The organism is Streptomyces sp. SID8374 (genome assembly GCF_009865135.1).
Lineage (GTDB): Bacteria > Actinomycetota > Actinomycetes > Streptomycetales > Streptomycetaceae > Streptomyces.
Genome location: NZ_WWGH01000001.1, coordinates 4,866,029 through 4,887,589 on the forward strand (window position 1 = coordinate 4,866,029; position 21,561 = coordinate 4,887,589).

The 21,561-nt window shown below is 73.0% G+C and carries 16 protein-coding genes; 13 read left to right on the top strand and 3 right to left on the bottom strand.

Going from position 1 to position 21,561, the window contains the following annotated elements:
• Positions 1-16 precede the first annotated feature (16 nt).
• From GTY67_RS21795 to sucD, 5 genes are all read left to right on the top strand, one after another.
• Positions 17-1,141 carry an AAA family ATPase gene (locus tag GTY67_RS21795; protein ID WP_093690491.1) on the top strand — a complete coding sequence of 375 codons (1,125 nt, stop codon included), beginning with the start codon at positions 17-19 and terminating at the stop codon, positions 1,139-1,141.
• Complete coding sequence (locus GTY67_RS21800) at positions 1,138-3,624, top strand: DUF5682 family protein (RefSeq protein ID WP_237502666.1); 2,487 nt, start codon at positions 1,138-1,140, stop codon at positions 3,622-3,624. The genes GTY67_RS21795 and GTY67_RS21800 overlap by 4 nt, the downstream gene beginning before the upstream one ends.
• Positions 3,625-3,716: 92 nt before the next feature.
• Positions 3,717-4,946, top strand: coding sequence for a VWA domain-containing protein (locus GTY67_RS21805; RefSeq protein WP_237502869.1), 1,230 nt, complete (start codon positions 3,717-3,719; stop codon positions 4,944-4,946).
• Positions 4,947-5,230: 284 nt separating this feature from the next.
• Entirely contained in the window at positions 5,231-6,412 is a 1,182-nt protein-coding gene (gene sucC, locus GTY67_RS21810) for an ADP-forming succinate--CoA ligase subunit beta (RefSeq protein WP_093690495.1), read from the top strand.
• Between the two features lie 19 nt (positions 6,413-6,431).
• Complete coding sequence (gene sucD, locus GTY67_RS21815; RefSeq protein ID WP_093690497.1) at positions 6,432-7,316, top strand: succinate--CoA ligase subunit alpha; 885 nt, start codon at positions 6,432-6,434, stop codon at positions 7,314-7,316.
• 87 nt (positions 7,317-7,403) lie between these two features.
• On the opposite strand, the gene GTY67_RS21820 is transcribed toward sucD, so the two are convergent.
• Entirely contained in the window at positions 7,404-8,759 is a 1,356-nt protein-coding gene (locus GTY67_RS21820; protein WP_161279728.1) for a helix-turn-helix domain-containing protein, read from the bottom strand.
• Positions 8,760-8,885: 126 nt separating this feature from the next.
• On the opposite strand from GTY67_RS21820, the gene GTY67_RS21825 reads away from it, so the two are divergent.
• Entirely contained in the window at positions 8,886-10,583 is a 1,698-nt protein-coding gene (locus GTY67_RS21825) for a DUF6350 family protein (RefSeq protein WP_161280214.1), read from the top strand.
• A 26-nt stretch (positions 10,584-10,609) separates the two neighbouring features.
• On the opposite strand, the gene GTY67_RS21830 is transcribed toward GTY67_RS21825, so the two are convergent.
• Positions 10,610-11,527 carry a hypothetical protein gene (locus tag GTY67_RS21830; RefSeq protein ID WP_093690501.1) on the bottom strand — a complete coding sequence of 306 codons (918 nt, stop codon included), beginning with the start codon at positions 11,525-11,527 and terminating at the stop codon, positions 10,610-10,612.
• A gap of 274 nt (positions 11,528-11,801) precedes the next feature.
• Between GTY67_RS21830 and purN the strand changes: the two genes are divergently transcribed.
• From purN to GTY67_RS21845, 3 genes are all read left to right on the top strand, one after another.
• Positions 11,802-12,458 carry a phosphoribosylglycinamide formyltransferase gene (gene purN, locus GTY67_RS21835; RefSeq protein WP_093690503.1) on the top strand — a complete coding sequence of 219 codons (657 nt, stop codon included), beginning with the start codon at positions 11,802-11,804 and terminating at the stop codon, positions 12,456-12,458.
• Positions 12,445-13,998 carry a bifunctional phosphoribosylaminoimidazolecarboxamide formyltransferase/IMP cyclohydrolase gene (gene purH, locus GTY67_RS21840; protein ID WP_093690505.1) on the top strand — a complete coding sequence of 518 codons (1,554 nt, stop codon included), beginning with the start codon at positions 12,445-12,447 and terminating at the stop codon, positions 13,996-13,998. The genes purN and purH overlap by 14 nt, the downstream gene beginning before the upstream one ends.
• A gap of 232 nt (positions 13,999-14,230) precedes the next feature.
• Positions 14,231-15,754 (top strand): DUF2079 domain-containing protein, encoded by a 1,524-nt coding sequence (locus GTY67_RS21845; RefSeq protein ID WP_161279729.1) that lies wholly within the window; start codon positions 14,231-14,233, stop codon positions 15,752-15,754.
• 165 nt (positions 15,755-15,919) lie between these two features.
• Here GTY67_RS21845 and GTY67_RS21850 read toward each other — a convergent pair whose 3' ends face one another.
• Entirely contained in the window at positions 15,920-16,546 is a 627-nt protein-coding gene (locus tag GTY67_RS21850) for an RDD family protein (RefSeq protein ID WP_093690509.1), read from the bottom strand.
• Positions 16,547-16,764: 218 nt separating this feature from the next.
• Here GTY67_RS21850 and GTY67_RS21855 point away from each other — a divergent pair, with 218 nt between their 5' ends.
• The 4 genes from GTY67_RS21855 (at position 16,765) to GTY67_RS21870 (ending at position 21,494) form a co-directional block, all read left to right on the top strand.
• The gene (locus GTY67_RS21855) at positions 16,765-17,646 is read left to right on the top strand and encodes a bifunctional methylenetetrahydrofolate dehydrogenase/methenyltetrahydrofolate cyclohydrolase (protein WP_093690511.1); all 882 of its coding nucleotides are present in this window, start codon (positions 16,765-16,767) and stop codon (positions 17,644-17,646) included.
• 23 nt (positions 17,647-17,669) lie between these two features.
• Complete coding sequence (locus GTY67_RS21860; RefSeq protein WP_161279730.1) at positions 17,670-18,437, top strand: DUF3017 domain-containing protein; 768 nt, start codon at positions 17,670-17,672, stop codon at positions 18,435-18,437.
• Between the two features lie 447 nt (positions 18,438-18,884).
• Positions 18,885-20,213 carry an XRE family transcriptional regulator gene (locus GTY67_RS21865; RefSeq protein WP_161279731.1) on the top strand — a complete coding sequence of 443 codons (1,329 nt, stop codon included), beginning with the start codon at positions 18,885-18,887 and terminating at the stop codon, positions 20,211-20,213.
• Positions 20,214-20,504: 291 nt separating this feature from the next.
• Entirely contained in the window at positions 20,505-21,494 is a 990-nt protein-coding gene (locus tag GTY67_RS21870) for a malate dehydrogenase (RefSeq protein WP_093690517.1), read from the top strand.
• Positions 21,495-21,561: the final 67 nt, after the last annotated feature.

A 21,561-nucleotide genomic window follows, 5' to 3' on the forward strand; every position in this document is an offset into this window, starting at 1 on the left:
ATCTGGAGGGGGATCCATGACCGTGCCCGAAAACACCACCGCAGCCGGCCAGGCGTCCGGCGCCGAGGCCCTGCGCCCGCACGCCGAGGACGCGTTCGCCGACGAGCTGAAGGCGCTCGCCGCCGCCGACGACCGTCCCAGGCCCGCCCGTTGGCGCCTCTCGCCCTGGGCTGTCGCCACCTATCTCCAGGGCGGGACACTGCCCGACGGAACGGTGATCACACCGAAGTACGTGGGCCCGCGCCGGTTGATCGAAGTGGCCGTGACCACCTTGGCCACCGACCGCGCGCTGCTCCTGCTCGGTGTCCCCGGCACCGCCAAGACGTGGGTGTCCGAACACCTCGCCGCCGCCGTCAGCGGCGACTCCACCCTCCTTGTGCAGGGCACCGCCGGCACCCCGGAGGAAGCCGTCCGCTACGGGTGGAACTACGCCCAGCTGCTGGCCCACGGCCCCAGCCGCGACGCGCTGGTGCCCAGCCCGCTCATGCGGGCCATGGCGGAGGGCATGACCGCCCGGGTCGAGGAGCTGACCCGCATCCCCGCCGATGTGCAGGACTCGCTCATCACGATCCTCTCCGAGAAGACCCTCCCCATCCCGGAGCTGGGCCAGGAGGTGCAGGCCGTCCGCGGCTTCAACGTCATCGCCACGGCCAACGACCGCGACCGGGGCGTCAACGAGCTCTCCAGCGCGCTGCGCCGCCGGTTCAACACCGTCGTCCTGCCGCTGCCCGCGACGCCCGACGCCGAGGTCGACATCGTCTCCCGGCGCGTCGACCAGATCGGCCGCTCGCTGGACCTGCCCGCCGCGCCGGAGGGGCTCTCCGAGATCCGCCGCGTGGTGACGGTCTTCCGCGAACTGCGCGACGGCGTCACCACAGACGGGCGCACCAAGCTCAAGTCGCCCTCGGGCACGCTCTCCACGGCCGAGGCGATCTCCGTCGTCACCAACGGTCTCGCCCTCGCCGCCCACTTCGGCGACGGCATCCTGCGCCCGGGCGATGTCGCGGCGGGCATCCTCGGCGCGGTCGTCCGGGACCCGGCCGCGGACCGCGTGGTCTGGCAGGAGTATCTGGAGACCGTGGTGCGCGAGCGGGACGGCTGGAAGGACTTCTACCGCGCCTGCCGCGAGGTCTCCGTATGAGCGGCGAGATCACTACCGGACCTGCCGTCGCCGCCCCGGCCGTCGCTGGCCAGGACACCACCGCCCCTGCCACCACCGCCCCCGTGGCCGCCGCGTTCGCCGCCGGGCCGCTGCTCCTGGGGGTGCGGCACCACGGCCCCGGCTCCGCTCGCGCGGTCCGGGCCGCGCTCGAAGCCGCCCGGCCCGCCGCCGTCCTCATCGAGGGGCCGCCCGAGGGCGACGCGCTGCTGCCGCTCGCCGCCGACCCGCAGATGCGGCCGCCCGTCGCGCTGCTCGCCCATGCCGTGGACGACCCGGGGCGGGCCGCCTTCTGGCCGCTGGCCGAGTTCTCGCCGGAGTGGGTGGCGATCCGCTGGGCCCTCGCCCACGACGTCCCGGTCCGCTTCATCGACCTCCCCGCCACCCACTCCCTCGCCCTGAAGGAGCCCCACGGCGAACAACAGCCCGGCGAGGAGACCGCACCCGCCCCTCAGACCTCTGAGACCCCTGAGGCCTCTGAGACCGCCTCTGCCCCCGAGGCTTCCGACGAGGAGGCCACGGTCAGCCCCCTCGTCGACCCGATCCGGGTGCTCGCCGAGACCGCCGGATACGACGACCCCGAGCGCTGGTGGGAGGACGTCGTCGAACACCGCTCACCGGCCGCCGACGCCACCGCCGACGCGCTCACGCCGTTCACCGCGCTCGCCGAGGCCATGACGGCGCTGCGCGAGGCGTACGGGGACGGCGGGCACCCCCGGGACGCCGTGCGCGAGGCGTACATGCGGGTCCAACTGCGTACGGTCCGCAAGGAGTTCGGGGATGCCGTCGCCGTCGTCTGCGGCGCTTGGCACGTTCCCGCGCTCGCCGCCCGCACCACCCTCGCCGCCGACCGCGCCCTCCTCAAGGGGCTCCCGAAGGTCAAGGCCGAGATGACCTGGGTGCCGTGGACCCACCGCAGGCTCGCCCGGCACAGCGGTTACGGTGCCGGGATCGACTCACCCGGCTGGTACGGGCATCTCTTCGGCGCCCCGGACCGGCCGATCGAACGCTGGATGACCAAGGTCGCCGGACTGCTCCGGGAGGAGGACCGGTTCGTCTCCACCGCCCATGTCATCGAGGCCGTCCGGCTCGCCGAGACGCTCGCGGCGATGCGGGGCCGCCCACTGGCGGGGCTGAGCGAGACCACCGACGCGGTACGGGCCGTGATGTGCGAGGGCTCCGACGTACCCCTCGCGCTCATCCAGGACCGCCTCGTCGTCGGCGAGACCCTCGGCGAGGTGCCCGACAGCGCCCCCGCCGTCCCGCTCCAGCGCGACCTGACCCGCAGCCAGCGCACCCTGAGGCTCAAGCCGGAGGCGCTGGAGAAGGAGCTGGACCTCGACCTGCGCAAGGAGACCGACGCGGCCAAGAGCCGGCTCCTGCACCGGCTGCGCCTCCTCGGTATCGGCTGGGGCGAACCGGCCGAGAGCCAGAGCCGCAGCACCGGCACCTTCCGGGAGAGCTGGCGGCTGCGCTGGGAGCCGGAGCTGCACGTCCGGGTCGCCGAGGCCGGGGTGTGGGGCACCACGGTGGAGACCGCCGCCACGGCGAAGGCCGAGTCCCAGGCCCTCGCGGCGACCGCGCTCTCCGAGGTCACCGCACTCGCCGAGCACTGCCTCCTGGCCGGACTGCCCGAAGCGCTGCCCGTCGTCATGAAGGCCCTCGCCGACCGCGCCGCACTCGATGCGGACGTGGGCCACCTCGCCGACGCCCTCCCCGCCCTCGCCCGCTCCCTCCGCTACGGGGACGTGCGCTCCACGGACACCGCCGCGCTCGCCGAGGTCGCCGCCGGACTGGCCGAGCGGATCTGCGTCGGCCTGCCCCCGGCCTGCACCGGCCTCGACGCGGACGGAGCCGAGGCCCTGCGCCGCCAGATCGACGGGGTGCACAGCGCGATCGGGCTGCTCGTCGCCGGTGCCGCGCCCGCCGAGGGGCTCCGGGACCGCTGGGGCACCGTCCTGCGCAAGCTGGCCGGCCGGGACACGGTCGCCGGGATCATCCGGGGCCGCGCCACCCGGCTCCTCCTCGACGAGGGGCGGCTGACCGAGGACGAGGCGGCCCGCCTGATGGGCCTGGCCCTCTCACCCGGCACCCCGCCCACCGACGCGGCGGCCTGGATCGAGGGGTTCGTCGGCGGGGCGTCCGGCGGCGGCATGCTGCTGGTCCACGACGAGCGGCTGCTCGCCCTGGTCGACGCGTGGCTCACCGGCGTACCCGCCGACACGTTCACCGACGTGCTGCCGCTCCTGCGCCGTACGTTCTCCGCCTACGAACCGGGCGTACGCCGCACCCTCGGCGAGCTGGTCCGGCGCGGCCCCGCCCCCGAGCGCGCCGGGGGCGACGCCACGGACCACGCGTACCCGGGCTTCGGCCCCGGCCTCGACACGGCCCGGGCCGACGCGGTGGAGCAGGTGCTGCACCTGCTCCTCGCCCCGGCGCCCGAGCGGGCGGAGGCGACCGCATGACCACGGGAGCGGCACCCACAACACAGCAGGCCACCCGGCACACCACACAGAACCACGACCGAACGGGGGAGACGGTGGACACGGACACAGGCATGGTGGAGACGGAGACCGAGCCGACACCCCCCTCACCGCGCCCCGCCGACGGCGAGCGGATGCGGCGCTGGCGCATGGTGCTCGGCGCGGACAGCGCTGAGAGCACCGGCTGCACCCTCACCGGCCAGGACGTCGCCATGGACGGCGCACTCAACGCGCTCTACGGCGGGGGCGGCGGCAAGAAGCCCGGCGGCCGGGGCGGCGGGCGTTCGGCCGGGCTCGGCGCGTCGGCCCCCTCCGTCGCCCGCTGGCTCGGCGACATCCGGACGTACTTCCCCAGCTCCGTCGTCCAGGTCATGCAGCGCGACGCGATCGACCGGCTCGGCCTCTCCGCGCTGCTCCTGGAGCCGGAGATGCTGGAGGCCGTCGAGGCCGACGTCCATCTCGTCGGCACCCTGCTCTCCCTCAACAAGGCCATGCCCGAGACGACCAAGGAGACGGCGCGCGCCGTCGTCCGCAAGGTCGTCGACGACCTGGAGAAGCGGCTGGAGAGCCGCACCCGGGCCACCCTCACCGGCGCCCTGGACCGCTCCGCGCGCATCAGCCGCCCGCGCCACCGGGACATCGACTGGGACCGCACCATCCGGGCCAACCTGAAGAACTACCTGACCGTCCCCGGAACGGACGGCGCCCCGGACACGGGCACGGTCGTCCCCGAGCGCCTCATCGGCTACGGACGCGCCTCGCAGTCGGTGAAGAAGGACGTCATCCTCTGCATCGACCAGTCGGGGTCGATGGCCGCGTCCGTCGTCTACGCCTCGGTCTTCGGCGCGGTCCTCGCCTCCATGCGCACCCTCGCCACCCGCCTCGTCGTCTTCGACACGGCCGTCGTCGACCTCACCGACCAGCTGGACGACCCGGTCGACGTCCTCTTCGGCACCCAGCTCGGCGGCGGTACCGACATCAACCGGGCGCTCGCCTACTGCCAGTCGAAGATCACCCGCCCCGCCGACACCGTCGTCGTCCTCATCAGCGACCTCTACGAGGGCGGCATCCGGGACGAGATGCTCAAGCGGGTCGCGGCGATGAAGGCGTCCGGCGTGCAGTTCGTGACCCTGCTCGCCCTCTCCGACGAGGGCGCCCCCGCCTACGACCACGAGCACGCGGCAGCACTCGGCGCGCTGGGCGCCCCCGCGTTCGCCTGTACGCCGGACCTCTTCCCGGACATCATGGCCGCCGCGATCGAGAAGCGGCCCCTGCCCATACCGGACAAGGAGACCCAGCCGTAGGCGCACCACGAGACACCCGCGGACACCGCAGTAGACGCACCACGAGACCCCCACGGACACCCCACGGGACACGCCCGCCCGGCACCCTCTGTGACCGTTATCACCGCTCAGGTGTGATCTGCGATTTAGGGTCACACGGAGTGCGGGGATAACCTGCCGGATGGACATGCCGCGTACTCGGACACCGTGTGCGCCTCCCTAGTGACAGAGCAGTCACGTTGCCCTTCGCGGCACGCCCACGCAGAAGAACGAACCGCGATACCACTTAAAAGGGACGGACGCGCGTGGACCTGTTCGAGTACCAGGCGAGGGACCTCTTCGCCAAGCACGGTGTACCGGTGCTGGCCGGTGAAGTCATCGACACGCCTGAGGCAGCCCGCGAGGCGACCGAGAAGCTGGGCGGCAAGTCTGTCGTCAAGGCGCAGGTGAAGGTCGGCGGCCGCGGCAAGGCCGGTGGCGTCAAGCTGGCCGCCGACGCCGACGAGGCGGTCGCCCGGGCGACCGACATCCTCGGCATGGACATCAAGGGCCACACGGTCCACAAGGTGATGATCGCCGAGCTGTCGCCGGAGATCGAGGCGGAGTACTACGTCTCGTACCTCCTGGACCGCACCAACCGCACCTTCCTGGCCATGGCCTCGGTGCAGGGCGGCATGGACATCGAGGAGGTCGCGGAGAAGACCCCCGAGGCCCTCGCGAAGGTCCCGGTCGACTCCAACTCCGGTGTGGACATCGTCAAGGCCCGCGAGATCGTGGCCCAGGCGAAGTTCCCGGCCGAGGTGGCCGAGAAGGTCGCCGAGGTCCTGGTGACGCTGTGGGACACCTTCGTCGCCGAGGACGCGCTCCTCGTCGAGGTGAACCCGCTGGTCAAGACCAAGGACGGCCGGATCCTGGCGCTGGACGGCAAGGTCTCGCTGGACGAGAACGCCGACTTCCGCCAGCCGGGCCACGAGGCCCTCGAGGACAAGGACGCAGCCAACCCGCTCGAGGCTGCCGCCAAGGCCAAGAACCTCAACTACGTCAAGCTGGACGGCGAGGTCGGCATCATCGGTAACGGTGCCGGTCTGGTCATGTCGACCCTGGACGTCGTCGCGTACGCCGGTGAGAACCACGGCAGCGTGAAGCCCGCCAACTTCCTCGACATCGGTGGCGGCGCCTCCGCAGAGGTCATGGCGAACGGCCTGGAGATCATCCTCGGCGACCCGGACGTCAAGTCCGTCTTCGTCAACGTCTTCGGTGGCATCACCGCCTGCGACGAGGTCGCCAACGGCATCGTGCAGGCGCTCGCGCTGCTCGAGTCCAAGGGCGAGAAGGTCGAGAAGCCGCTGGTCGTGCGTCTCGACGGCAACAACGCGGAGCTCGGTCGCAAGATCCTCTCCGACGCCAACCACCCGCTCGTGCAGCGCGTGGACACCATGGACGGCGCGGCCGACAAGGCCGCCGAGCTCGCCGCGGCTGCGAAGTAAGGACGAGGGACTCCACACCATGGCTATCTTCCTCACCAAGGACAGCAAGGTCATCGTCCAGGGGATGACCGGCGCCACGGGCATGAAGCACACCAAGCTCATGCTGGCCGACGGCACCAACATCGTCGGCGGCGTGAACCCGCGCAAGGCCGGCACCTCCGTCGACTTCGACGGCACCGAGGTCCCGGTCTTCGGCTCCGTCGCCGAGGCGATGGAGAAGACGGGCGCCAACGTCTCCGTCCTCTTCGTCCCGCCGGCCTTCTCCAAGGCCGCCGTCGTCGAGGCGATCGACGCCGAGATCCCGCTCGCGGTCGTCATCACCGAGGGCATCGCCGTTCACGACTCCGCCGCCTTCTGGGCGTACGCGAACGAGAAGGGCAACAAGACCCGGATCATCGGTCCGAACTGCCCGGGTCTCATCACCCCCGGCCAGTCCAACGCCGGCATCATCCCGGGCGACATCACCAAGCCCGGCCGCATCGGTCTCGTGTCCAAGTCCGGCACGCTGACCTACCAGATGATGTACGAGCTCCGTGACATCGGCTTCTCCTCCGCCGTCGGCATCGGTGGCGACCCGATCATCGGTACGACGCACATCGACGCCCTCGCGGCGTTCGAGGCCGACCCCGAGACCGACCTCATCGTGATGATCGGCGAGATCGGCGGCGACGCCGAGGAGCGTGCCGCCGACTTCATCGCGAAGAACGTCACGAAGCCGGTCGTCGGTTACGTCGCGGGCTTCACCGCCCCCGAGGGCAAGACCATGGGCCACGCGGGCGCCATCGTCTCCGGCTCCTCCGGCACCGCCCAGGCGAAGAAGGAGGCCCTCGAGGCCGCCGGCGTGAAGGTCGGCAAGACGCCGACCGAGACCGCCAAGCTGGCGCGCGAGATCCTCGGCGCCTGATTCAGGCAGCCGCTCCACGCGTGAACGGCGCGGGCCCGCACCCCTTTCGACCAGGGGTGCGGGCCCGCGCCGTTCGTCGTCCACCGCTCAGGGGATACGGGGCACCAGCCGTTCCGGGCCGTGCGCCAGCTGCTCGTTCAGCGACTTCTGGAGCTTCAGGTCCTGGGCGGTCAGCTTCTGCGGACCACCGCGCGGCGGTACGCCCCCGACCTGTTCGGGGGGTGAGATCGGCGGCTCGTAGTGCGTGGGCGCCGTGTGCAGGGTGAGCGCGGTCGCGCCGATGAGCAGGGCGGCGAAGGCGATGGCGGCCCTGGTCCAGAGCCGCGCCTTGTCCTCGCTGCCGGTGCGCACGGTGCGGGCGGGCGGCGGGGCCGGGACGTGTTCGGCGCGGGCGAGCCCGCCGAGCCGGTCGTGGAGCAGCTCGGACTGTTCGGCGGGCGAGGCGGCCGCCGCCAGTTCGGGCACCCGCTCGGCGACGGCGGCCCGGGCCACCTCCAGCCGCCCCGCCGCCGCCGGAGTGGACGCCTCCGTCTCGGCCGCCGTCTCCGGCAGGTCCAGGCCGACCCCGTCGTAGAGGAGCAGGGTGCGCCGGTAGGCCGGGGGCAGATCGAGGAGAGCCTCGAACAGGGCCCGCCGGGCCGGTTCGGAGGGCGGGGCGTCGGGCTGCCGGTGGACGCGGCGCAGCCGGTGCCAGGGCGACATCGCGTACTCGTACGCCGCCGCGCGCACCCATCCCACCGGGTCCCGGTCCACGGCCACCTCGGGCCACCGGTGCCAGGCCAGCTGGAAGGCCCGCTCCACGGACTCCCGCGCCAGACTGCGACGGCCGGTCAGGAGGTAGGTCTGCCGTACGAGTCCGGGGGCGGCGTGGGCATACAGCGCGTCGAACGCCTCGTCGGGGGAGAGCGGGGGCGTGCGGGGCGCGGGCTCGGGGGGCGGGGGAGGGGCCGCCGGTACGGGGGGTGGGGACGCGGCCGCCGAAGCACCCTCCGGCACCGAACCGCTCCCGGGCTCGGACGGGCCCGCGGCCTCAAGCGCACTTGCGGGAGCGGCCTCGGGCGGGCTCACGGAAGCGGGTCCGGCCGCGCTGGCGGGGGCGGGCTCGGGCGGGCTCACGGAAGCGGGCCCGGGCGCGCTCGCGGGGGCCGGCTCGTGTGCGATCACGGACGCGGGCTCGGGCCCGCTCACGGGAGGGGGCGTGGGAGGCCGCTTCGGCTTCGGGTCCGCCTTGGGTTCGGGCGCGATGAGCCTGGCGTACAACGCGCGCTTGCGGCCACGCGGGCTCGTGCGCCCCGTCTCCCAGGAGCGCACGGTGGCGCGCGTGACGCCCATGGCCTCCGCCACCTGCTGCTCGGTCAGCGACTTCGCCTCGCGCAGTCTGCGCCGCTCCTTGGGGGAGGGCAGCGGCGGTGCAGCGGCCTCGTCGGTGGTGCTCCGGGTCATGGACGACCCCCGGCAGCGCTGCACTGGGAGAAAAAGTACATAAACGTATATTGAGCGACACGGCGGCTGTTCGCGCGTTACGCGGGATAAGCGCGTGTCGTTGGGAGCATGGGCGCCGTGACCCAAATGACCGAACGCAGCCCGATGTTGCCGCCCGAACGGACCAGGACCCTCGCCCTGGCCTCCGCCTTTCTGCGGGGTGTGGCCGCCGCCGGGCTGGGTCTCGGTTCGCTGGCCGTGCTGGTGATGGTGTTCTGGATCAGCTCCCCGTACCCGGACAGCGGACCCGGCGGTGCGCTGCGCGCGGCGGCCGCGGTCTGGCTGCTGGCGCACGGCGCCGAACTCGTCCGCCCCGACACCCTCAGCGGCGTCCCCGCCCCGGTCGGCGTGGTCCCGCTGCTCCTCGTGGTGGGCCCCCTCTGGCTGGCGCACCGGGCGGCGCGCGATGCGGCGGAGCCGGAGGAGGGGCGGGCCAGGCCCTCGCAGACCGGTGCGTTCTGTGCGGTGACCGCGGGATACCTGCTGGTCGCGGCGGGGGCGGCGGCCTATGCGCGGGGCGGGGCGCTGCGCGTGGTGCCGGAGTCGCTGGCGTTTCCGGTGGCGCTGGTGGTGGCCGGTGCGGCGGCGGCCGGGGTGTGGACGGCGGCAGGGCGCCCGTTCGGGCCGCTGCCGTCCTGGTCGCCCCTGGTGCTCCAAGAGGCCGTGGCCCGGACCCTCTTCCGCAACCGGGCCGAGGCCGCGTGCCGGGCCGCGGCGGTGGGCCTGGCGGTGCTGATCGGCGGGGGTGCGCTGCTGGTGGCGGTGGCCCTGGGGCGGGACATGGCGGCGGCGCAGGAATCCTTCCTGGCGCTCGCCGGGGACTGGTCGGGGCGGGTGGCGGTGCTGCTGCTCGCCGTGTCGCTGGTGCCGAACGCCGCGCTGTGGGGCGCCGCGTACGGGCTCGGCCCCGGTTTCGCGCTCGGTACGGGAGCCACGGCCACCCCGCTGGGCCTGACCGGGACCCCCGCCGCGCCCCACTTCCCGCTGCTGGCGGCGGTCCCGGAGCCCGGCCCGGCCACCCCGCTGAACTGGGCGGCCTTCGCCGTACCGGCCGTGGCCGCCCTGGCGCTCGCCTGGTGCACCGTACGCAGGGCGGCCCCCGCCGACGCCCCCCGCGCGAGGGCCTGGAGCCCGCGCGAGACGGTGCTGGTGACCGGGCTCGCCGCGCTGGGGTGCGGAGCCGGTACGGCGCTGCTCGCGGCGGTGGCGGGCGGCCCGCTGGGGACGAGGGCGCTCAGCGCGTTCGGGCCCGTGTGGTGGCTGACGGGACCGGCGGCGCTGGTGTGGACGGCGGCCATCGGCGTACCGGCGGCCCTGCTCCTGCGGTGGTGGCGGCTGCGCGAACCGGGCTGGGCCTGGCGCAGGGACGTACCGGAAGCGGCCGGGGACGCACAGGAGGAGTCCGGGGAGAAGGCGGCGGCACCCGTCAACCCGAAGAGCGCGGCCGCCACCCGCGAGCCGGGCCTCGCGCCGAAGGACAAGGCGAGGAAGGGGAGGAAGGACAGGGAGGAGTGGGCGGAGGACGAGGAGGCTGCGGACGACGACGCGGGCTTCGAGCCGTACGACTTCCTGCCGACCGACCCCTGGCATGAGCTGCCGGGCGATCCCTGGCACGGGAAAGAGGCGAGGGAGGCCCGGTGGGCCTCCCTCAAGCAGAGCTCCGGCGGACTGATGGCCGACTTCCCCGCCCGCCTACCGGCCGCCCTGCGCTCCGAGGAGCCGCCCGCGAAGCCGGCGGACGCCAAGCCCTCCGACGCCGACGGCCGGGGCCCCGCTTCTTCCTGACGCCCCGGCCGTCCGCGTAGGAGGGACTAGTCCTTGACGCCGAAGAGCGGTTCCAGCGGCTTCGGCAGCTGGTCGTTGCAGGCCACCGCGCCCGTCTTGGTCAGGGCGTCGTTCACGCAGGTGTAGTAGTCGCGGTAGACGAGCTGCACGGTGTACGTCGTGATCACGATGATCAGCGCCAGCAGCGCGGTCACCAGGCCGCTGATGGCCGCCGTGGTCTGCGGGCGGCGGTCGCCGGTCTGGGCCGGGGCGGCCGACGGCGAGGCGCCCCCGTCACCCGTGGCCGGAGCCCCGGCGCCCGGGGCGGCGCCGACCGCCGTACGGTCGCTCGTCGACGGGCTCTTGGGCTGGGCGCGCAGCGAGCTGATGGACCAGTACACCGAGAGCGCGCCCAGCAGCAGGGCGATCTCCGGGAAGTCGAAGAGGGCGAAGAAGATGGCCCAGATGCCGCCGAGCAGGGCGTAGCGGGCGCGCCGCTGCACGGGGTCGGTCGGGTCCCAGCGCATTCCGCCGGGGCCGCCGTCGGGCCCGCCCTTGCCGCCCGGGCCGTTCGAACCGGAACGGCCGCCGAAGCCGCCGCCACCCCGGCCGGGCTGCTTGTTGCTCCACTGGCTGCCCCAGGACGGACGGCCGCCGGAGCCTTCGTCGCCGTCCTCCGACCCCGAGGGGTGGCGCGGCTGCCACGGCTGGTCGGGCCGGTCGGCCGGCGGCGGGGCGAACGGATTGTCGTCGGCGGGCTTCGCGGGCGCGTCCGGCGCAGCGGAATCGGTGGAACCGGAGGGTGACCCGGAAGCGGGCGAACCGGAGGCGGACGGCGACCCTCCGGAGGAGTCCGGCGTCCCCGGGGCGGAGTCCGGCGAGGAGGACTGGCGTTCCCGCATCAGCAGTGCGGCCCGTGCGGGCGACGGCAGGCGGAAGGCGGTGCGACGGCGTCGGTCCGGCATGTGGTGAACGTCTTCCCCATCTCGTCATGTCCGCCCGGAGGGCGGTTCGTCCGCCCGGTGGACGGCTCGCTGTCCCCTGACGCTACCTCCCGGCCCGGCCCCCGTCCCGTGGGGGCCGCCGGGTGTGCCGGTATCGTTGCTGACGGTCGGCCCGTTCGTAGGGTTCCCCGTATCGGGCGAAGCGATTCTTTCGTACGACCCTACAAAGAGTTCGCCGCAAGAGTTCGCCGCACCTGCGTCACCGCGCGGTCATCACGTGAGAAAGGGCCCCGACGTGGCCTCCCCGCCTCCCTCCGCCCCTCCCGCCCGGCTGGTCGTGCTGGTCTCCGGGTCGGGTACGAACCTCCAGGCCCTCCTCGACGCCATCGGCGACGACCCGGCGGCGTACGGGGCGCGGATCGTCGCGGTCGGTGCGGACCGTGACGGGACCGGTGGTCTGGAGCGTGCCGAGCGGGCCGGAATCCCCACGTTCGTGTGCAAGCTCAAGGACCACGCGACGCGTACGGAGTGGGACGGGGCGCTCACCGCGGCCGTCGCCGAGCACCGCCCCGACCTGGTCGTCTCCGCCGGTTTCATGAAGATCGTGGGCCCCGCGTTCCTCGCCGCCTTCGGTGGCCGGTTCGTCAACACCCACCCCGCCCTGCTGCCCAGCTTCCCCGGCGCCCACGGAGTGCGTGACGCACTCGCGTACGGCGTCAAGGTCACGGGCTGCACCGTCCACTTCGTCGACGACGGTGTCGACACCGGTCCGATCATCGCGCAGGGCGTGGTCGAGGTGACCGAGGAGGACACCCCGGAGGGCGAAGCCGCCCTTCACGAACGCATCAAGGAAGTCGAGCGCTCGCTGCTCGTCGAGGCCGTGGGGCGGATCGCCCGTGACGGCCATCGCATTGAGGGACGAAAGGTTCATCTCGGTCATGTCGGTGAATAAGCCCATCCGCCGCGCCCTGGTCAGTGTCTACGACAAGACGGGGCTCGAAGACCTCGCCCGCGGTCTGCACGAGGCGGGCGTCGAACTCGTCTCCACCGGCTCCACCGCCGGGAAGATCGCCGCCGCCGGTGTCCCGGTCACCAAGGTCGAGGAGCTGACCGGCTTCCCCGAGTGCCTGGACGGCCGGGTCAAGACGCTGCACCCCCGCGTCCACGCCGGGATCCTCGCCGACCTCCGCCTCGACGCCCACCGCGAGCAGCTGGCCGAGCTGGGCGTGGACCCCTTCGACCTGGTGGTCGTCAACCTCTACCCGTTCAAGGAGACCGTCGCATCCGGCGCCTCCGACGACGAGTGCGTGGAGCAGATCGACATCGGCGGCCCCTCGATGGTCCGCGCCGCCGCCAAGAACCACCCGTCGGTGGCCGTCGTCACCAGCCCCGAGCGGTACGCGGACGTCCTCGCGGCCGTGAAGGCGGGCGGTTTCGACCTCACCGCGCGCAAGCGGCTGGCCGCCGAGGCGTTCCAGCACACCGCCGCGTACGACGTGGCCGTGGCCTCCTGGTTCGTGGACGGCTACGCGCCCGCCGACGACTCGGGCCTCCCGGAGTTCCTGGGCGACGCCCTCACCCGTAAGAACGTCCTGCGCTACGGCGAGAACCCGCACCAGCCCGCCGCCCTCTACACCTCGGGCACCGGCGGTCTGGCCGAGGCGGAGCAGCTGCACGGCAAGGAGATGTCGTACAACAACTACACGGACACCGACGCCGCGCGCCGGGCCGCGTACGACCACGCCGAGCCGTGCGTCGCGATCATCAAGCACGCCAACCCGTGCGGCATCGCGATCGGTGACGACGTCGCCGAGGCGCACCGCAAGGCCCACGCCTGCGACCCGCTCTCGGCGTTCGGCGGGGTCATCGCCGTCAACCGCCCGGTGACGGTGGAGCTGGCCGAGCAGGTCGCGGAGATCTTCACCGAGGTCATCGTCGCCCCGGCCTACGAGGACGGCGCGGTCGAGGTGCTGGCCCGGAAGAAGAACATCCGGGTGCTGCGCGCCCCCGAGGCCCCGGCCGCCACCACCGAGGTCAAGCCGATCGACGGCGGCGCGCTCCTCCAGGTCACCGACCGCCTCCAGGCCGAGGGCGACGACCCGGCCAACTGGACCCTCGCCACCGGCGACGCGCTCTCCGAGGCCGAGCTGAAGGAGCTGGCCTTCGCCTGGAAGGCGTGCCGCGCGGTCAAGTCCAACGCGATCCTGCTCGCCAAGGACGGCGCCTCGGTCGGCGTCGGCATGGGCCAGGTCAACCGCGTCGACTCCGCCAAGCTCGCCGTGGAGCGGGCGGGCGAGGAGCGGGCGGCCGGCGCGTACGCGGCCTCCGACGCGTTCTTCCCGTTCCCGGACGGGCTGGAGATCCTCACCGCCGCGGGCATCAAGGCGGTCGCCCAGCCCGGCGGCTCGGTCCGCGACGAGCTGGTGGTCGAGGCCGCGAAGAAGGCGGGCGTCACGATGTACTTCACCGGGACGCGCCACTTCTTCCACTGATCACGACGCGCCACTTCTTCCACTGATCACGACGCGCCAGTTGTTCCGCTGATCACGGCGCAGCACTTGTTCCGCCGATCACGATGTGAGGCCGCACCCCGGCGTTCCGGGGTGCGGCCTCCGCCGTGTCCGACGTACGGAATCGTTTCACCGCTCTGTTCTAATGAACGGCCGTATCCGATGAGCGGCCGTATCCGAAGAACAGCAGGAATCCCTAGCGGGGGCAGTCACCGTGCTTGAGCTGAACAAGAGTGGAACGGACCGGCCGGAGGCGGGGCGGCTGCCCGCCCAGGGAGCAGGTCCCGACGCCCTCCCGGCCGGAGACTCCCCGAGCCCGGAAGCCGCCGCCGAACGCGTACCCCTGCGGCCGTACCTGATCGTCGGCGCGATCCTGTGCGGGCTCTATTTCCTCTACTCCTACCTCCAGTACAGCCGGTTCGGCTCGCCCTCCTGGGACCTCGGGATCTTCGAGCAGGAGGTACGGGCGTACGCCGGCCTCCGGGCGCCGATCGTCGACATCAAGGGCCCCGGCTATCTGATCCTGGGCGACCACTTCTCCCCGATCGTCGCGCTGCTGGCCCCCCTGTACTGGCTCTGGCCCTCCGCCGCATCCCTGCTCTTCGCGCAGGCCGCCTTCTTCGCCCTGGGCGCGGTCATCGTCGGCCGCACCACGCAGCAGCTCCTCGGCGGCCGGTCCGGGCTCTGCGTCACCGTCGCGTACGGCCTCTCCTGGGGCATCCAGGAGGCGGTGAAGTCCGACTTCCACGAGATCGCCTTCGCCGTCCCGCTCCTCGCGCTCGTCTGCCGCGCGCTGCTCCTGAAGCGGTGGACGGCCGCTCTGCTCTGGTCGCTGCCGCTGGTCCTGGTCAAGGAGGACCTGGGCGCGACCGTCGCCGTCGTCGGCTTCCTGCTCTTCGTGTACGGGCGCCGCCTCCAGGGCGCGCTGCTCGCCGCGTACGGGGTGGCCGCCTTCGTGGTGACCCTGATGGTCCTCATCCCGGCGGCCTCCAGCGCGGGGACGTACGACTACTGGCAGAAGATCGACAAGAACGGCGAGCAGGACGTCTCGATGCTGGACTCGCTCCTCGGCGTCCTGAACTCCGCCACCAAGATCGAGATGCTGGTCTTCCTCATCGGCATCACCGGCTTCATGGCGCTGCGGTCACCGCTGACGCTGCTGATCGTCCCCACGCTCGGCTGGCGGCTGCTCTCCCAGGACAGCAACCACTGGGGCATGGTCTGGCACTACAGCGCCATCCTGATGCCGGTGCTCTTCCTGGCGATGGCCGACGGCGTCCGCCGCAGCCGCGGCTCGCACCGGCCCTGGCTCGCCTCGTACGCGAAGGTCGCCGTCCCGGTCGCGACGGCGATCGCGGTCGCGATGACCCAGCACCTGCCGCTGCGCGACCTGCTGCGCCCTGAGTCGTACCGCACCGACGCCCGTACGGAGGCGGCCCGGGAGGCGCTGAAGGCCATCCCGGCCGGGGCGCGGGTCGAGACCGACATCACGCTGATGGCGCACCTCACCTCCGACCGGACCGTGTACTGGATCGGGGGCGCCCCCGGCACCGCGCCCGACATCGTCGCCATCAACCTGGACTTCGGCTGGTCACAGCCGATCGAGGACCCGGTGGCGTACGCCCAGCAGCTCCACCCCGAGGCGCGCTACCGGCTCAAGCACCGGGGCGGCAGCTTCGTGGTGATGGAGCGTACGACGCCGGAGCCGGCGGAGATCCCGGGCGTACGGGGGGACTGAGCCCGGCCTCCGTGGGTTGATCGGGCGGAACGGGCCGCGCGGGACGAAGCGGGCCCGCGCGGGACGGAGCGCGGACGTGGGCCCGTACGCGCGAAGGCCGCACCCGGTGGACGGGTGCGGCCTTCGAAACCGCGCTATCGCGCGCTGAGCGCCGTGCGGCGGGGGTCACTTGGAGCGGATGACCACCGACGAGCAGACCTTGTCCGCGAACGTCTGCTTCTTCTCGTCCCACAGCGGCCACAGCCAGCCGATGTAGCAGGCGAGGCTGTCCAGGAAGTGGGCCAGGCGGCGCACGAAGGCCATGCCGAAGCCCAGCGGGCGGCCGTCGGCCTCGCGCAGCAGCCGGATGCCCACGGCCTTCTTGCCGATCGTCTGGCCGGTGGTGCCCTCCTGGTACAGCTGCCAGAGGGAGAGGCCGATCATCAGGAGGAAGCCGATCAGGGCGATGAAGCCGCCCGCCGCGTCACCGATGGCGCCGCCGATGCCGACGAAGACGAGGTACGGCGCGCCGATGATGAGGCCGTCGATGATCAGCCCGCCCGCCCGCAGACCCCAGTGCGCCAGCTCCGGCATGCCGCCGTAGCCGGGCTGCCCCTGCGGGTAGCCGCTGCCGTAGGGCTGGCCGGGCTGCTGGGGGTACCCCGGCTGCTGCTGCGGGTAGCCGTAGCCCTGCTGCGGAACGCCCTGCGGAGCCTGCTGCGGGTAGCCGTAGCCCGGCTGGCCCTGCGGCGGTCCCTGGGGAGGCTGGCCGGGCTGCTGCCCGTACGGGTTGTTGGGGTCGCCGAAGCTCATAAGGGGTGTTCCTTCAACAGACGTGTGGGGACGGATGGCCACACGGAGGAAGGACGACGTCGGCGGCCCACCCCCCGTACAACCGCGGCCTTCATCGTTATAAGGGCGACCCGCGTTTGTCCAGTCCGGGGCGGCGGACGTTGTGCAAGTGCAATCTCGGCCACGGGCGGGGCGCAGGCAATTGGTATGCGGGCGGGGTCATCCGCGAGGATGGGGCCATGACTGCCCAGATTCTCGATGGCAAGGCCACCGCTGCCGCGATCAAATCCGATCTGACCGTCCGTGTGGCGGCCCTCAAGGCGCAGGGGATCACTCCCGGCCTCGGAACCCTGCTCGTCGGGGACGACCCGGGCAGCCGCTGGTACGTGAACGGCAAGCACCGCGACTGTGCCGAGGTCGGCATCGGCTCCATCCAGCGCGAACTCCCCGACACCGCCACCCAGGAGGAGATCGAGGACGTCGTACGGGAGCTCAACGCCAACCCGGAGTGCACGGGTTACATCGTCCAGCTGCCGCTGCCCAAGGGCATCGACACCAACCGGGTCCTGGAGCTGATGGACCCGGAGAAGGACGCCGACGGGCTGCACCCGATGAGCCTCGGCCGCCTCGTCCTCAACGAGACGGGCCCGCTGCCCTGCACCCCGCAGGGCGTCGTCCAGCTGCTGCGCGCGCACGGCGTGGAGATCGACGGGGCGCATGTGGTCGTCGTCGGACGCGGTGTCACCATCGGCCGGTCGATCCCGCTGCTGCTGACCCGTAAGTCGGAGAACGCCACGGTGACCCAGTGCCACACCGGCACCCGGGACCTCTCCTCGCACCTGCGGCAGGCCGACATCATCGTCGCCGCCGCCGGGGTCCAGCACCTGATCAAGCCCGAGGACGTCAAGCCGGGCGCGGCCGTACTCGACGTCGGCGTCAGCCGGGACGAGAACGGCAAGATCGTCGGCGATGTGCACCCGGGGGTCCGCGAGGTGGCGGCCTGGGTCGCCCCGAACCCCGGCGGTGTCGGCCCGATGACCCGCGCCCAGCTCCTGGTCAACGTGGTCGAGGCGGCCGAGCGGACCGCGGCCGAGGCCGCCGACGCGGCTGCCGCGAGCTGACGGCCGGATCCGGAGGGAACCCCATGGGTGCTGGTACGAGTCCGGCCGACCCGGCCCCCGCGGGCCGGGCGCCCGACGGGCCGGATCCGGCCACGGAGAGCGGCTCCACGGAGCCCGGGAGCGCGGGGGCGGGCGACAACTCCACGGCGCCCGAGCGTGCGGAGGCGGGCCGTGGCTCCACCGGGCCCGAGCGTACGGAAACGGGCGGGGGCTCCACGGCCGCTGCGGGTACCGGTGCGGGCGACAGCTCCACCGCGCCCGAGCGGGCCGAAACGGGCGGCGGTTCCACGGCACCTGCGGGTGCGGGCGACAACCTCACCGAGCCCGAGCGTGCCGAACAGGGCAGCGGCTCCACCGCCGCCGAGGCGGGCGGCGAGCCCGCCCCGGCCGGCCGCAGGTCCCGGCGGTTTCCGCTCTTCACACGGGACACCGCCCGGCCCGAGGGCGGCGGCCGGGCCGCCTCGGGGGACGCGCCCGCCCCGGCCCGGCAGTGGCCGCTGCTCACCGTGCTCTGCACGGCGGGCGTCGGCCTGCTGATCGTGGCTCTGGACCCGTTCGCCGAGGCGTTCCGGATCGGCACCATCCTGATCGGCGCGGCCCTGATCGCCGGTGCCGTGCTGCGCTGGGTGGTGCCGTCGGTCGGCATGCTCGCGGTGCGGTCCCGCTTCACCGACCTGGTGACGTACGGGCTGATGGGCACCCTGATCGTGCTGCTCGCGCTGGTCGCGCAGCCGAGGCCGTGGCTGGACGTGCCGATCCTGGAGGACGCGGTCCGCTTCACGATCCGGTAGGCGCACCGGCCGCCTCGCCGCCGACGGGTGCGGGCCCGGGCGGGCACCCGTCAGGAGGTGCCCGCCCGGGGTGCCCGTCCCCACCCCCGAGGAGGGACGGACAGCACGGTGCGGGGCTTCCGGGGACGACAGCCCCCGGCTTACGGCGGAGTGAGCGGCCTTGCCCCGTCCCGGTTCCAGCGTCAGGGACGGGGAAGGCCGCTACAAGGTTCACCTGGGGCCTGTGGCACGGAAGTGACCATTCCGGCACGGTGTGATCGCCGCGCAACGATGGCAGACTGTCACGGCGCGACGGGCGGACAGGACGGACAGGTCGGACGGCCGGCAGGACGGACAGCGGGCCGGCCCGGGGGACACACCAGGCCGGCAGGACCGGCCGCAGCGGGGCCACAGGAAGCACGTCCGGGGACGCACCGGGGGGTGCAGGGGACGACAAGGGGAATCGCGATGCCTCGTTGGAAGGCGCTGCCGGAAGAACTCGACCCGCAGATCAGGGAGTTCGCCAGCCAGCTGCGCAGGCTCGTGGACCGCAGCGGGCTGAACATCAACGCGGTGGCCGACCGTACGGGATTCAGCAAGACGTCCTGGGAGCGGTACCTCAACGGCCGCCTCCTCCCCCCGCGCCGTGCCGTCGTGGCCCTCGCCGATGTGACGGGCACCCCGCAGCACCACCTCACGACCATGTGGGAGCTGGCCGAACGCGCCTGGAGCCGGGCCGAGATGCGCCACGACAGGACGATCGAGGCCATCCGCATCAGCCAGGCCCGCGAGGCGCTCAGCGCCACGGACCCGGCGGGCGGCGGCAGGAGCGGCTCCGGCCGGTCCGCCGGCGGCCGGCACAGCGCGGCCGGTTCGGCGGGCCGCGGCTCCACCGCGACCGGGACGGACGGCCACGGAGCGGAGGACGGTCACGGAACCGACCGCCGTGGACCGGACGGCTACGGGCCGGATGGTTACGGGCCGCAGGGTTACGGCTCCGACCGGCACGGCCCGGACGCCGACTCCCCGTACACCGACCACCCGCACACCGGCCGCCCGGGCGGCCACGGCAGGGACCCGTACGGCTCCGACGCGTACGACAGCGACCCGTTCACCTCCGACCCGTACGGCACCGACCCGTTCACCACCGACCCCCACCGCACCGACGGCCGCGCCCCCTTCGTCCCCACCCAGCGCGGCACCGTCCCTCCGGTCCCGCAGCAGCGGCAGTCCGGACGGCAGGCGGACGCCAACCGCAGCGGCGGCGCACCCGGCCGGGTGCCCGGCGGCCCCAACAAGGTGGCCATGCTCGCCGTCGGTGCGGCCGGAGCGGTCATCGTCGTCGTCGGTGCGCTGATGCTCGCGCCCAGCGGCGACGAGCCCGCCAAGGCCACCCCGCCCCCGACCGCCGCGCCCACGCCCACGGCCGACCCCTCCACCGAGGCGCCCGCCCCCGAACTGCCCGCCGGGGTCGAGTGCCAGGGCGCCGACTGCGCAGGACAGAACCCCGACGAGATGGGGTGCGGCGGCGACCACGCCCGTACGGTCTCCACCGCCCAGGTCGGCGGCTCCCGCGTCGAGGTCCGGTACAGCGAGGTGTGCTCCGCCGCCTGGGCCCGGCTGACCGAGGCGGGGACCGGCGACACCGTGACGATCACCGGCGGCGCGGCGGCGGACGCGCAGAACGGCCGGGTCACCGTCTCGGAGGCGTACACGCCGATGGTCGCGGTGAAGAAGGCGGCCGACGCGAAGGCCTGCGCGACGCTCACCGCCGGCACGAAGGGATGCACCGCCTGAGGGACGCACCGCCTGAGGGGTGCATGACCTTCCGGGTGCACCACCTGAAAGGGGTGCACGGCCCGCGGGCGCATCACGCAACGGTGCCCCGCATGCTCTGTGTGACGGGTTGTGTGCGGTGCCACAGGGGGCCGGGCGGTCCGGCCCCGCCGGGTCCGATAGCCTGGCCGCCGGATATCTCTTCACGTCAAGATTCGTCGGACGACGCGTCGGGCGCGAAGGGGTCTCCCGCACCAGGGTCCGGCACCAGGGGCCGGGACCCCCACCGCCAGCTGTCTAACGGAGACCGCCATGACCCGCACTCCCGTGAATGTCACCGTGACCGGCGCTGCCGGCCAGATCGGCTACGCGCTGCTCTTCCGCATCGCCTCCGGCCACCTGCTCGGCCCGGACGTGCCGGTCAACCTGCGCCTCCTGGAGATCCCGCAGGGCCTCAAGGCCGCCGAGGGCACCGCGATGGAGCTCGACGACTGCGCCTTCCCGCTGCTGCGCGGCATCGAGATCACCGACGACCCGAACGTCGGCTTCGCCGGTGCGAACGTGGCCCTCCTCGTCGGCGCCCGCCCGCGTACCAAGGGCATGGAGCGCGGCGACCTGCTCGCCGCCAACGGCGGCATCTTCAAGCCGCAGGGCAAGGCCATCAACGACAACGCCGCGGACGACATCAAGGTCCTCGTCGTCGGCAACCCGGCCAACACCAACGCGCTCATCGCGCAGGCCGCCGCCCCGGACGTACCGGCCGAGCGCTTCACCGCGATGACCCGCCTGGACCACAACCGCGCGATCTCGCAGCTGGCCGCCAAGACCGGTGCCGCCGTCTCCGACATCAAGAAGCTGACGATCTGGGGCAACCACTCGGCCACCCAGTACCCGGACATCTTCCACGCGGAGATCGCCGGCAAGAACGCCGCCGAGACCGTCAACGACGAGGCGTGGCTCGCCGACACCTTCATCCCGACCGTCGCCAAGCGCGGCGCCGCGATCATCGAGGCCCGTGGCGCGTCCTCGGCCGCCTCGGCCGCCAACGCCGCCATCGACCACGTGTACACCTGGGTCAACGGCACCGCCGAGGGCGACTGGACCTCGATGGGCATCCCGTCGGACGGCTCCTACGGCGTCCCCGAGGGCATCATCTCCTCCTTCCCGGTCACCACGAAGGACGGAAAGTACGAGATCGTCCAGGGCCTGGACATCAACGAGTTCTCCCGTGCGCGCATCGACGCGTCGGTCAAGGAGCTCACCGAGGAGCGCGACGCGGTCCGCGAGCTCGGCCTGATCTGACCCGCACCCGCGGCATACGAAGCGCCCCCGTCGGCCCACGCCGAAGGGGGCGCTTCGGCGTTCCCCG